This window comes from Brachyspira hyodysenteriae ATCC 27164 (assembly GCF_001676785.2).
Classification (GTDB): Bacteria; Spirochaetota; Brachyspiria; order Brachyspirales; family Brachyspiraceae; genus Brachyspira; species Brachyspira hyodysenteriae.
The window spans coordinates 1,024,377-1,036,319 of the sequence record NZ_CP015910.2 but is presented as its reverse complement, the minus strand read 5'-3'; the positions used below and the strand labels follow the sequence as shown (position 1 = coordinate 1,036,319).

Annotated in this window: 13 protein-coding genes; 4 read left to right on the top strand and 9 right to left on the bottom strand. The window is 28.7% G+C overall.

The window, feature by feature from the left end; all coding sequences use genetic code 11:
* Position 1: 1 nt before the first annotated feature.
* Complete coding sequence (locus BHYOB78_RS04665; RefSeq protein WP_012669649.1) at positions 2–181, top strand: (2Fe-2S)-binding protein; 180 nt, start codon at positions 2–4, stop codon at positions 179–181.
* 77 nt (positions 182–258) lie between these two features.
* On the opposite strand, the gene BHYOB78_RS04660 is transcribed toward BHYOB78_RS04665, so the two are convergent.
* From BHYOB78_RS04660 to kdsA, 5 genes are all read right to left on the bottom strand, one after another.
* Complete coding sequence (locus BHYOB78_RS04660) at positions 259–1,176, bottom strand: transketolase family protein (RefSeq protein WP_020064367.1); 918 nt, start codon at positions 1,174–1,176, stop codon at positions 259–261.
* A 41-nt stretch (positions 1,177–1,217) separates the two neighbouring features.
* Positions 1,218–2,015, bottom strand: coding sequence for a transketolase (locus BHYOB78_RS04655; protein WP_012669647.1), 798 nt, complete (start codon positions 2,013–2,015; stop codon positions 1,218–1,220).
* A 57-nt stretch (positions 2,016–2,072) separates the two neighbouring features.
* A complete protein-coding gene (locus tag BHYOB78_RS04650; protein ID WP_020064366.1) occupies positions 2,073–2,462 on the bottom strand; it encodes a GIY-YIG nuclease family protein in 390 nt (129 codons plus the stop codon).
* Positions 2,452–3,132, bottom strand: coding sequence for a cytidylyltransferase domain-containing protein (locus tag BHYOB78_RS04645; RefSeq protein ID WP_020064365.1), 681 nt, complete (start codon positions 3,130–3,132; stop codon positions 2,452–2,454). The genes BHYOB78_RS04650 and BHYOB78_RS04645 overlap by 11 nt, the downstream gene beginning before the upstream one ends.
* Positions 3,133–3,622: 490 nt before the next feature.
* Entirely contained in the window at positions 3,623–4,438 is an 816-nt protein-coding gene (kdsA, locus tag BHYOB78_RS04640) for a 3-deoxy-8-phosphooctulonate synthase (RefSeq protein ID WP_020064364.1), read from the bottom strand.
* Between the two features lie 197 nt (positions 4,439–4,635).
* On the opposite strand from kdsA, the gene BHYOB78_RS04635 reads away from it, so the two are divergent.
* The 3 genes from BHYOB78_RS04635 to BHYOB78_RS04625 are packed head-to-tail and all read left to right on the top strand — an operon-like array spanning position 4,636 to position 8,150.
* On the top strand, positions 4,636–5,199 hold the full coding sequence (locus BHYOB78_RS04635; protein ID WP_020064363.1) for a GNAT family N-acetyltransferase: 564 nt from the start codon (positions 4,636–4,638) through the stop codon (positions 5,197–5,199).
* Complete coding sequence (locus BHYOB78_RS04630) at positions 5,190–5,714, top strand: GNAT family N-acetyltransferase (protein ID WP_020064362.1); 525 nt, start codon at positions 5,190–5,192, stop codon at positions 5,712–5,714. The genes BHYOB78_RS04635 and BHYOB78_RS04630 overlap by 10 nt, the downstream gene beginning before the upstream one ends.
* 60 nt (positions 5,715–5,774) lie before the next feature.
* Positions 5,775–8,150 carry a glycoside hydrolase family 3 C-terminal domain-containing protein gene (locus BHYOB78_RS04625; protein WP_020064361.1) on the top strand — a complete coding sequence of 792 codons (2,376 nt, stop codon included), beginning with the start codon at positions 5,775–5,777 and terminating at the stop codon, positions 8,148–8,150.
* 62 nt (positions 8,151–8,212) lie between these two features.
* On the opposite strand, the gene BHYOB78_RS04620 is transcribed toward BHYOB78_RS04625, so the two are convergent.
* The 4 genes from BHYOB78_RS04620 to BHYOB78_RS04605 all read right to left on the bottom strand — a co-directional run bounded on the left by BHYOB78_RS04620 (position 8,213) and on the right by BHYOB78_RS04605 (position 11,810).
* The gene (locus BHYOB78_RS04620; RefSeq protein WP_012669640.1) at positions 8,213–8,641 is read right to left on the bottom strand and encodes a PepSY-like domain-containing protein; all 429 of its coding nucleotides are present in this window, start codon (positions 8,639–8,641) and stop codon (positions 8,213–8,215) included.
* A 182-nt stretch (positions 8,642–8,823) separates the two neighbouring features.
* Positions 8,824–10,110 carry a glucose-1-phosphate adenylyltransferase gene (locus tag BHYOB78_RS04615; protein WP_012669639.1) on the bottom strand — a complete coding sequence of 429 codons (1,287 nt, stop codon included), beginning with the start codon at positions 10,108–10,110 and terminating at the stop codon, positions 8,824–8,826.
* 93 nt (positions 10,111–10,203) lie between these two features.
* Positions 10,204–10,989 (bottom strand): Cof-type HAD-IIB family hydrolase, encoded by a 786-nt coding sequence (locus BHYOB78_RS04610; RefSeq protein ID WP_012669638.1) that lies wholly within the window; start codon positions 10,987–10,989, stop codon positions 10,204–10,206.
* Positions 10,990–11,012: 23 nt separating this feature from the next.
* Positions 11,013–11,810, bottom strand: a complete 798-nt coding sequence (locus tag BHYOB78_RS04605; protein WP_020064359.1) for a Cof-type HAD-IIB family hydrolase — start codon at positions 11,808–11,810, stop codon at positions 11,013–11,015.
* Positions 11,811–11,943 lie beyond the last annotated feature (133 nt).

The window sequence follows — 11,943 nt, the reverse complement described above, 5'->3', positions numbered from 1 at the left end:
ATTGATAGATAATAATTTTATATGCAAATGCAAAGAACTTTCTATTGAAGAAATAAAATATTTAGAAAAAGAACATGGCATAAAAACTTTAAAAGAACTTGTAAAATATACTAAAGCTGGAACAGAGTGCGGCGGATGCAGAAATAAATTGAAAGAAATGTTTAAATTCAATTTAAAATGATATTATAAAAATATTTCATATATAAAAAGGAGAGTAACAAAATACTCTCCTTTTATATTATAATTAAAATTTATTAATTATTTAATAATATCATAAATGGACTTTGCATTAAGCCCATATTTATTAATAAGATCTTCAACTGTTCCTGATTCTCCGAAAGTATCTTTTATACCAACTCTTATAAGTTTAGCAGGATATTCATCAGTTAAAACTTCAGATATAGCAGAACCAAGTCCTCCAATTATAGAATGCTCTTCAACACTAATAAGTTTTTTATGCTTTTTAGCCATCTCAACAACAATTTCTCTATCTATTGGCTTTATAGTATGAACATCTACAACTGTTACAGATATTCCGTCTTTTTCAGCCATCTGAGCAGCATCTAAAGCCTCTGATACCACTATTCCGCAGGCAAATATACATACATCTTTACCTTCTCTAAGTACATTAGCTTTTCCTATTTTGAAAGGTGTATCCTGTGTTGTTATTATATTAGTAGCGGGTCTTGCCATTCTTAAATAGCATGGTCCGTCATATTCAGCAGCAGCAAATACAGCTTTTTCAGCCTCAAAAGCATCGCAAGGAACTATTACAGTCATATTTGGTATAGAACGCATTAAAGATATATCTTCAATACTTTGATGGCTAGCACCATCTTCACCAACTGATATACCAGCATGAGTAACTGCCACTTTAACATTTAATTTAGGATAGCAAATAGAGTTTCTAATAATTTCAAAAGCTCTTCCTGCTCCGAACATAGCAAAAGTAGAAGCAAAAGGTATTTTACCTTCAATAGCAAGTCCAGCAGCTGCTCCCATCATATTCTGTTCAGCTATTCCCATATTGAAAAACCTATCAGGGAAAGCAGATTTAAAAAGTTTTGTCATAGTAGAGCCGGATAAATCAGCATCTAAAACTACAACATTTTTATTTATTTCTCCAAGGCGTTTCAAAGCCTCACCATAAGCATTTCTTATTGCCTTTTTTTCCATAATAATTATTCCTTAATATTTATACTTAATAAAAATTTTCATTAATCAAGTTTATTCAACTCTTCCATAGCCTTTTCATATTCTTCTTTATTAGGAGCTTTTCCATGCCAGCCTACATTATTTTCCATAAATGATACTCCCTTACCTTTAACTGTTTTAGCAATTACGCATTTAGGCTTTCCAGATACTTTTTTACCAAATACTTCTTCAAGTTCCTTTTCATTATGTCCATCAACAACATAAGTTTCAAAACCGAATGCTTTCATCTTAGCTTCTAAATCACCTAAACTCATAACTTCATCATTTTTACCATCTATTTGCAATCCATTATGGTCTATAATAAGAGTATAATTATCAAGCTTGTAATTTGCAGCAGCCATAGCAGATTCCCAGAAAGTACCTTCTTGAGCCTCTCCGTCTCCTGCTATAACAAAAACTTTAGCATCTTTTTTATCTAATTTGTATCCTAAAGCGGCACCTAAAGCTATACAAACTCCTTGTCCCAAAGAACCTGTAGATGCCTCAATACATTCTAAATTCTTTTTGGAAGGGTGTCCTTGAAGTCTTGAGCCTAATTTTCTATAAGTTAAAAGCTCATCTGTTGGGAAAAATCCTCTATGTGCTAATGTAGAATAAAGTACTGCAGAAGCATGTCCTTTAGACATAATAAATATATCCCTGCCGTCCATTTTTGGATTTTTAGGATCAATATTCATAATCTTAAAATATAAAGTATGCATTATCTCTACCAATGATAAAGAACCGCCTATATGTCCTGAATTGGCATTATAAACCATACTTACTATATCTTTTCTTATTTGAGTATTTAAAGAAGACATAATAATTCCTTATATAGTATAATTTTTATTTTATGATATAGTATAACAATATTATTGTCAAATAGTATTGTTATAAACTGAATTATTTATATATTCTATATCTTTTTTGCTTAAACTTTTGATACTTATATTGATATTAAAATCTTTCTTTTTATTTTTCATTTCTTTTATATAATAACTTTTAAGAAGTCTTTTGTTTTCTATGAACATAGTTTTAATTTTTTTATCTACGCTTTTTATATAATGCTCTACACTCAAAGCAATATTAACATTTTCAACCTTCCAAGCAGATAAATATCTTAAAGGCTTACGAAACTTTGTATAATTAGCCCCCCTGCCCTTTGCATGTTTATTAAATCTATTTATAAGATCATTAGTAATGCCTGTATAGTATGAATCAGTTTCACATAGTATTATATAAACATAATAACTTTTATTATCTTCCATTTCTTATATCACTTATTATGGTATCAACATCAACATATATATCATTATTATATTTTTCAAAAATCTTGCATACATTATTATAATCTTCAATAGTATCAACAGTAGTTCTAAGTTCAGGCATAGCAAACTCTTCATTTACTTTAGGATTTTCTATTTTGAATTTATCTGGGTTTCTATAATGATACTGCGTAATATGCTCATGCTCAAAACTGTCTTTAGAATTATCATCAGCAATTTTTAAAGCCTCATAATTTATCACTTCTACACCGCTGCCGTAAGGAAGTAAATCATAATGACTAAGATCAGCATTTTTTTCTATATGATAATCTATAATCATATCCAAAGCCTTAACACTCACCAAAGGATTATCTCCTGTAGCACGCACAACTATATCAGCATTAAACTCTTCAGCAGCTTTTCTATATCTGTTAAGCACATCTTCTTCACTTCCAACAAAATAACTGCATTTCAATTCATCAAATATATTTTTAAACGCTTCATAAGATTTTTCTTCAGTAGCAACCACTACATCATTAGACCTTTTAGAACTTCTTAATCTTTTAATAATAAGTTCAAGCATACTGTTACAATTAGCCATAGGTTTTAATGCTTTTTGAGGAAGCCTTGTAGAACCTAATCTTGAAGCAAGTACAATAACTATATTTTTCATATTTTTAATTAATTTTCTCCTATTTTTATAAAAATATATTTTTCAAATTTAATAAAATTATTAAATATGACTCTATTAATTTATATATAAACTATTATATTTTGTCAAAAATAAAATTAATATTTATATTGTGATATTGGGGCTTTGCCCCCCCGCGAAGCGTACCCGTAGGGTAACCCCACTTCTTTTGCGACCGAAGGAAGTGCCTGTGGTATTGCCACAGGCGAAGCCCGCCTCGCTGCAGGCGAGAAGCCAAAAGGCTACATTTTGGCTTTTATTTTATGAATTACCTTATATTTAAGATAATTTTAGCATGATTTAGTACTAATTTTATACTTGCACTTTTTGCAACTTTTTGAGGCGGGAAAAAGTTGAATAAAAAAATGACAAACTTAAAAATTTTCAGTATATACCAAATCTGGCAAAACGTATTTAATTTAAGCAGAACATATTATATTTAGTAAAGTTAACAATAAATTGTATACATTAATTACAAACTCTTAACTAAATCATTGATCTTTATAACCTGAGTCCATAATTCCTCAACCTTATTCAAATCAAATATAGTGCCTGAATCTGAAGGGCTTTTATCAGGATTAGGATGCACCTCCATAAATACGGCGTCTATTCCCAAAGCAACAGCCGATTTCAATATAGCAGGTATAAACTCTCTAGCTCCCCCAGATTGTCCATTATTAGCAGAAGGCATTTGAAGCGAATGAGTAGCATCATACATAACAGGTGCATAATTTTTCATTATCTCCAAATTCTTCATATCTACAACTAAATTACCATATCCGAACATAGTACCTCTTTCGCATAAAAAGAGTCTGTTTTCATTGATAGCATCAGTACATTTATCAGCTATATATTTACAATCATAACCGCTTATGAATTGTCCTTTCTTAACATTAACTGCTTTTCCTGTTTCGCATGCTGCTCTAAGCATATCAGTTTGTCTGCATAAAAAAGCTGGTATCTGTAAGAAGTCAACATATTTAGCAGCTTCCTCTGCATCTGTAGGTACATGTATATCTGTTAAAGTAAGAAAATTAAATTCTTTACCAACATTCTGAAGTATTTGAAGTCCTTCTTTCATTCCAAGTCCTCTGAAAGATGAAAGAGATGTTCTGTTTGCCTTATCAAAACTTCCTTTGAAAACTAATTGTATATTTAATTTATCTTTTATTTCTTTTAATTTTTTTGCTATAGTCATTGTCATTTCTTCGCTTTCTATAACACAAGGACCAGCAACGAATATTAAATCTTTATTTTTATTAGTAATGCCTTTATAATCAAAAATCATATTATATCCTTTAAAAATATAAAAATTATGTTTATATGATACAATATTAATACTTAAAGTCAATGATTATACAAAATTATAGCCTGCATCATATATTCACAAATAATGAAAAATAAATCAAATATCAAAAATACTGTATTTACTTAATTATAAAAATAGTATATAATCGGACTAAATCTAATATTGGAGTTTTTATTATGATTAAATTAATTGAAATGAAAGAAAATTTACAGAACAAAGATTTTTATAAGCAATTATATGATGATGCCTTTCCGCCTGAAGAGAGATGGAATTTCGATATGACTTTGGAAAACAAAGATAATCATAATTATAAATTTTATGCTATATTAGATGATGATGTTCCTATAGGCTTAACTATGCTTTGGGATTTAGATGATTTTAATTACGGTGAATATTTGGCTATAGATAAAAATTTAAGAGGAAAAAAATATGGTTCTGAAGTGCTTACTAAAATACTAGAAATATTAAGCAATAAATTAATAGTTATAGAAGTAGAGCCTTATGATTTAAATGAAATTGCACAAAAACGCATTGAATGGTATAAAAGATTCGGGCTAATACTCGCAGATCATGAATATGATATGCCTTGTATAAATGAAAATCAGGAAATATCAACTATGAAAATGAAAATAATGACAAGCAGAAAGATACAGGATAAAGAAGAGCATGACAATATCACAAAAATAATATATAATAAAGTATACAAGCCTAGATTAGATGAAATAGATAAATGGAAATAGAATTAATAGAAAGTATTGATTCTTCAAATTATAATGAAGAAATTATAAAAGACTCTTTTAATATCCGTGAAAATTGGAGTTTAAAAGAGTCTTTAAATAATAATAACAAAATCAAAAAAAATCTTTACGACATTAAAAAAGATAATATCCATATAGGCGTTTGCTTGTCTTGGCTTCTTGAAGAATTTGCATATATAGAATATTTCGCCATAGAAAGAAAATATAGATGCATGGGATACGGTTCTGCTGCATTAAAAAAATTAATGAAAATACATGATAATATAATATTAGAAGTTGTGCCTGAAGATACTAATGATTTAGCATATAGAAGAGTAAATTGGTATAGATCTTTAGGCTTCTATTTATATAATGATACATACCCATATCCTTATTTTCTTGATAACGGAGAAGTTACATTTATAGATTTTAGATTAATGTCATCTAATGAACTTACTAGTTACGAATATAAAAAAATAGTTAATCTTCTTCATAAGAATATATATAATTTATATTGATTTACTAAAATATTTATACTATCATATAAATATAATAATCAAATTTTGAGGTATTGAATTATGAATGATAATAAATACTCGCAAAAAATAAAAGAATTAATAAAAGAAATGACTTTGGAAGAAAAAGTATCTCTTTTAAGCGGTAAAGATTTCTGGTCAACAAAAGCAATAGACAGATTGAAAATAGACTCTGTATACTTAACAGACGGCCCTCATGGAGTGAGAAAACAAAGCACTGAATCGGATGAATTAAGTTTGCAAAAGTCAGTTTCATCAACCTGCTTTCCTACCGCCTGCTGCTCTGCCTGCTCATTTGATCCTAATATAATGTATGAAATGGGTGAAGCAATATCAAAAGAAGCAAAGGCTAATAAAGTTGCTGTAGTATTAGGACCTGGAGTAAATATAAAACGTTCTCCTTTATGCGGAAGAAATTTTGAATATTTTTCTGAAGATCCTTATCTTGCCGGAAAAATGGCCAGCGGTTGGATAAACGGATTAGAAGATAATGGAATACAGTCAAGCCTCAAACATTTTGCTGCAAATAATCAGGAAACTTTAAGACTCATAATAGACAGCGTTGTTGATGAAAGAGCTTTGAGAGAAATATATTTATATGCATTTGAAATAGCTGTAAAAGAGGCTAAACCTTCTACTGTTATGTGTGCTTATAATAGTGTTAATGGAACATTCGCATCGGAAAATAAATACTTGCTTACAGATATACTTAGAGATGAATGGGGATTTGATGGTATTGTAATTTCAGATTGGGGTGCTGTTAATGACAGAGTTGAAGCTTTAAAGGCTGGACTTGATTTACAAATGCCTTCAACTAATGGAGAAGATGATAGAAAAGTTTATAATGCCGTTAAAGAAACTATTATAGATGAAAAAATATTAGATAAAGCCGTAGAAAGACTTTTATATTTCTCTCTATATTCTATGGATAATATTTATGATAATTTCGATTACGATAAAGAAGAACATCATAATATAGCAAGAAAAATCGCTGAAAACTCTATAGTATTATTAAAAAACGAAGACAAAATACTTCCGGCAAAAAAAGAAAGTAAAATTGCTGTGATAGGAGAATTCGCTCAAAAGCCTAGATATCAAGGTAATGGAAGCTCTCTTATAAATGCATACAAAATAGATACTGCAGAAGAATATTTCAAAGAAAACAATATAGAATTCAATTATGCTAAAGGATATGATTCAAATTCAGCTGATATAGATAATGCATTAATAGAAGAAGCAGTAAATATTTCAAAAGACAAAGATATTGTAATAATATTTGCAGGACTTATAAACTCTTATGAATCTGAAGGATTCGACAGAAAACATCTAAACTTGCCTGAAAATCATAATCATTTAATAGAAGAAATTTCAAAAGTAAATAAAAATGTAGTCGTTGTACTTTCTATTGGTGCACCTGTTTTAATGCCTTGGATCGATAAAGTAAAAGGTGTTATTAATTTATACTTAGCAGGAGAAGCAGCTGTAAGTGCCGCTTTCAATATAATATTTGGTATAGTTAACCCAAGCGGAAAATTAGCTGAAAGTTTCCCATTAAGTTTGGAAGATAATCCAAGCTATAAATATTTTCCAGGAGGCAATAAGGCTGTTGAATACAGAGAATCAATATTTGTAGGATATAGATATTATGATAAAGCAGAAAAAAAAGTTTTATTCCCATTCGGATTCGGTTTATCATATACAACATTTGAATTCTCTAATTTAATTGTTTCAGATGCCAACACTATTGCAGGACTTGATAATATACATGTAGTTTTCGATATAAAAAACACAGGAGATGTATTCGGATGTGAGGTTGCTCAAGTTTATATATCTGCTCCTGAAAACAATGTATTTAAACCAAAAAAAGAATTAAAGTCTTTTATAAAAGTATTTTTGGAACCCGGAGAAACTAAAACTGTTATACTAAAATTAAATAAAAGAAGTTTCTCTTTCTATAATGCTGATACAAAACAATATGAGATAGAAAGTGGTGTATATACAATATATATAGGTAATTCATCAAGAAATTTATTATTAAGTAAAAATATGGAAATAAACTCTATAAATTATTATCAAAAAAGAATTGATAATTATTTCAACTTTAAAGATATAAATATTTCAGACAATGAATTTCAGCAGCTTTTAGGAAGAAAATTAAAACCTATAAATATAAAAGCATCTAAACCTTATCATCTTAATAATAATTTGGCAGATTTGCTTGATGAGAATATAGCAAAAGAATTTTATAATAAACTTTTATCAGGACTTGATGATATGTTTAAAGATGATAAAACAGATACTAAAAAAATGTTTGAAAGTATGATGCTTGAAACACCTCTTCGTTCTCTTCATACTATGAGCGGAGGTATTATTACAAGAGAAGATGTTGAAAACTTAATAAATACTTTAAATAAATAATTAATAAAAAAGCGGAAGAATTATTATTAATTCTCCCGCTTTTATTTTTGTTTCATTATTGATTAATCATCAAATTGCTGTCCCATTATTTGTCCATTTCCTGAAACCATAACTTCCATCATATTATTTAATTTTAATTTGTAGTTTCCCCACTCTTTTTCTGCATCAATTATAGCAGCCTGAGGATATGCATTTTTTATAGCTTGTACAACAGCAGTAGGAAAAGCAGCATCAGGTATAGGAGCATATTCGCTGTCTATATTTTGCCAATCTCCATTAGCTAAAAAATCTATGGATACACCATTAGACAAATTTACATCAAATTTTCTTCCGTCTCTTTCAACTTTCCAAATCTGAACACCAGGGAAAACTCTATTTATAAAAGCTGTAGCTTGCTGAGGTAATGCTGAAGGCGGAACTACCATATCTGCAAAAAGACTAGAAGCTGATAAAATAAATAATGATGCTAAAAAGATAGATAATTTTTTCATGATTTACTCTCCTTAAATATTGATATATGTAAATTATCTTTACAATTATAAGTATAGCATTTTTATATTATTTGTCAAGTTTATTTACAATATTTTTACTATTTTTTACATTTTTATTTTTAATATAAATATGGGTAGAAGATTACTCCTACCCACAACAAACAAACTTAAACTAACAAATATTAGATAATTGTACCGCTTTTTACTATTGTATTTTTAGGAATTATTACAATACCATCTCTAATACAATAGAATTCACTATCCTGATGCTGTATTTTCTTTTTATTTGTAATAACAACATCATTACCTATTCTTACATTCTTATCTATAATTACATTTTTAAGAGTACATTTTTTACCAATACCAATTTTAGGTATATGCTTAACATTTAATCTTTCTATATCATCACTATCTTCGTAATAGTCACTACCCATCATAACTACTCTTTCTAATGTAGAACCGCTTTGAACTACTGAACGAACACCGATAACGCATTCTTTTATAGTAGCATTTTCTATTCTACATCCATCTGCTATAATACTAGATGTTACACTAGCCTTTTCAACTTTAGAAGGAGACAAGTAGCGAACATGAGTATATATAGGAGCATTTTCATCATAGAAATCGAAAGGAGGATTTTTACTTCCAAAAGATATATTAGCTTCAAAATAAGCCTTAATAGTTCCTACATCTTCCCAATAACCTTGGAAAGCATAGCTGAATACTTTATACTTCTTGATAGCTTCAGGAATAATATCTTTACCGAAATCCATCATAGATACATCTTCTAAAATTTCTTTAAGTACATTTCTTCTAAACACATAAATACCCATAGAAGCTAAATATTCTTTATTAGGATCTTCTATGTTAAACATTTTCTTTTGATCTTCGCTTAATTTTAATGAATCAAGCTCTTCAGCTTCTTTAGGTTTTTCCATGAAGTTAGTAATCTGGCCTCTTTTGTTTACAAGCATAACGCCGAAACCTTTAGCATCTTCTCTTACAACAGGAACTGTACCAACTACTATATCAGCACCTGTTTCAAGCATATGCTGAAGCATTACATTATAATTCATACGATAAACCTGATCGCCTGAAAGTATAACTACATTATTAACAAATTCATTATCAAAATGCGGAAGATTTTTTCTAACTGCATCAGCTGTTCCCTGATACCAATCTATATTAGTATCTGTCTGTTCTGCAGCAAGTATACTTACATGTCCACCTGAGAAGTTATCGAATCTGTATGCGTTGTATATATGATTATTCAAAGATGCACTATTAAATTGTGTTATAACATATATATTTCTAAATCCGCTATTTATACAGTTAGATACAGGTATATCTATCATTCTGTATTGACCGCCCAAAGATACTGCAGGCTTAGAGCGTGCTTTTACTAAAGGATAAAGTCTTGTTCCTCTACCTCCACCAAGTATCAAGGCAACAGTATTAAATGCTCTCATAAAAAAACTCCAATAATTTTTATTATACTAAATAATTCATATGTTATAAGTATAGTAAAAAAAAATTGACTTTTCAAGAATTATAATGATATATTACAATACATTAAAATGTTTTAAAGCATTATAAACGCCATCATCATCTATATCGTCTGTAATATAATCAGCTATATCTTTTACCTCTTTATTAGCATTTCCCATAGCCACACCAATAGCAGCATGCTCTATCATAGTAATATCATTTCCGCCGTCTCCGAAAGCCATTGTCTCTGATAAGTCTATTCCATAATATTCTATTATTTTATCTATGCCTATATGTTTACCGCCGCCCTTTGTATTAACATCTGTAAAATCCGGATGCCATCTGCTTGATTCACAATTTTTAAATATCTTACTCATTAATTCTTTTTCTTTTTCAGCATCTACAAATAAATTTATCTGCAAAATATCATTTATATTCTCTTCTAAAAAATCATAATAATTATCAATTGCAGGAATAGGAAGATTTATAGACTCAGAAACTTTTTTAACTTTATCTGTAACATAATTAATATATATACCGCTATTCATCATAACTGAACATGGAAATTGCTCTTTGTTCTTCAAATAATCCATCAATGAATACACTTCCTCTTTAGCTATACCATGTCTGTAAATGGACTTATCACCTATATAACAATCAAAACCATTTGCTGTTATATATCCGTCAAACTTTAAATCTCCTAAATTATTTATATGCTTTTTTATTCTTCCTGTAGCTATAAAAACTTTTATTCCTTTTTCTTTCAAAAGTCTTATAGCTTCTCTAGAAGAATCTGAAACTTTATGTGTATTAAAACTAACTAAAGTACCATCTATATCAAAAAATACCGCTTTTATCATAAAAAATCCTTACATCAATATATTTAATCCAATATATTAAAATGTTTTAAAGCCTTATATACTCCGTCATTATCTACATCATCTGTTATATAATTTGCTATCTTTTTCACACTTTCATTAGCATTTCCCATAGCTACACCAATGGCGGCATGTTCAATCATGCCCATATCATTTCCTCCGTCACCGAAAGCCATGGTTTCTGATAAATCTATGCCGTAATATTCTATTATCTTATCTATACCTACTTCTTTACCGCTATATTTTGAATTTACATCAGCAAAAGAAAAATGCCATCTGCTAGACTTAGAATTTTTTAATACATTATCCATTAAATATTTTTCTTTATTTTCATCTACAAAAATATTAAGCTGAAGAATCTTATCATAATTATTTATAACATAATCATTAAAATCTATAGCCCGAGGAATTTTGACATTAGCCATAGTATAAAGATGAACAATTATATCATCTGTATAATTAATAAATACATTATCACTTGTTACTACTGTGCAAGGGAATTTATCTTTATTAAGATAATCAATTAAAGAAAATAAATCATTTTTATCTAAAGCAACTCTATATATTTCTTTATAGCTTCCATTATCATTTATGAAACAGCTTCCGCCATTTATTGTTATATATCCGTCAAATTCTAATCCGTCTAAATTATCTATTTGATATAAAGCCCTTCCGCTTGCTATAAAAACTTTTATACCTTTATCTCTTAAAATTTTAATAGCTTCTTTGGAAGAATCTGAAATTTTATGTGTATTGAAACTAACCAAAGTACCATCTATATCAAAAAATACTGCTTTTATCATTTGTTAGTACCATCTTTTATTTTATAAATTTGAAATCTGCTAAGAATTAAACAATAATAATAAAATTATTATTTATTATATTCAGGCTGTTTTTTAATAAATAAAAGACCTAATAAATTATAGGCCTTTTATT

Excerpts from the sequence above, each read along its gene's own strand:
- BHYOB78_RS04625 (WP_020064361.1), top strand. The coding sequence starts at position 5,775 with ATGAATGATAATAAATACTCGCAAAAAATAAAAGAATTAATAAAAGAA.
- BHYOB78_RS04635 (WP_020064363.1), top strand. The coding sequence starts at position 4,636 with ATGATTAAATTAATTGAAATGAAAGAAAATTTACAGAACAAAGATTTT.
- BHYOB78_RS04610 (WP_012669638.1), bottom strand. The coding sequence starts at position 10,989 with ATGATAAAAGCGGTATTTTTTGATATAGATGGTACTTTAGTTAGTTTT.
- BHYOB78_RS04630 (WP_020064362.1), top strand. The coding sequence starts at position 5,190 with ATGGAAATAGAATTAATAGAAAGTATTGATTCTTCAAATTATAATGAA.
- kdsA (WP_020064364.1), bottom strand. The coding sequence starts at position 4,438 with ATGATTTTTGATTATAAAGGCATTACTAATAAAAATAAAGATTTAATA.
- BHYOB78_RS04645 (WP_020064365.1), bottom strand. The coding sequence starts at position 3,132 with ATGAAAAATATAGTTATTGTACTTGCTTCAAGATTAGGTTCTACAAGG.
- BHYOB78_RS04655 (WP_012669647.1), bottom strand. The coding sequence starts at position 2,015 with ATGTCTTCTTTAAATACTCAAATAAGAAAAGATATAGTAAGTATGGTT.
- BHYOB78_RS04615 (WP_012669639.1), bottom strand. The coding sequence starts at position 10,110 with ATGAGAGCATTTAATACTGTTGCCTTGATACTTGGTGGAGGTAGAGGA.
- BHYOB78_RS04620 (WP_012669640.1), bottom strand. The coding sequence starts at position 8,641 with ATGAAAAAATTATCTATCTTTTTAGCATCATTATTTATTTTATCAGCT.
- BHYOB78_RS04660 (WP_020064367.1), bottom strand. The coding sequence starts at position 1,176 with ATGGAAAAAAAGGCAATAAGAAATGCTTATGGTGAGGCTTTGAAACGC.
- BHYOB78_RS04650 (WP_020064366.1), bottom strand. The coding sequence starts at position 2,462 with ATGGAAGATAATAAAAGTTATTATGTTTATATAATACTATGTGAAACT.
- BHYOB78_RS04605 (WP_020064359.1), bottom strand. The coding sequence starts at position 11,810 with ATGATAAAAGCAGTATTTTTTGATATAGATGGTACTTTGGTTAGTTTC.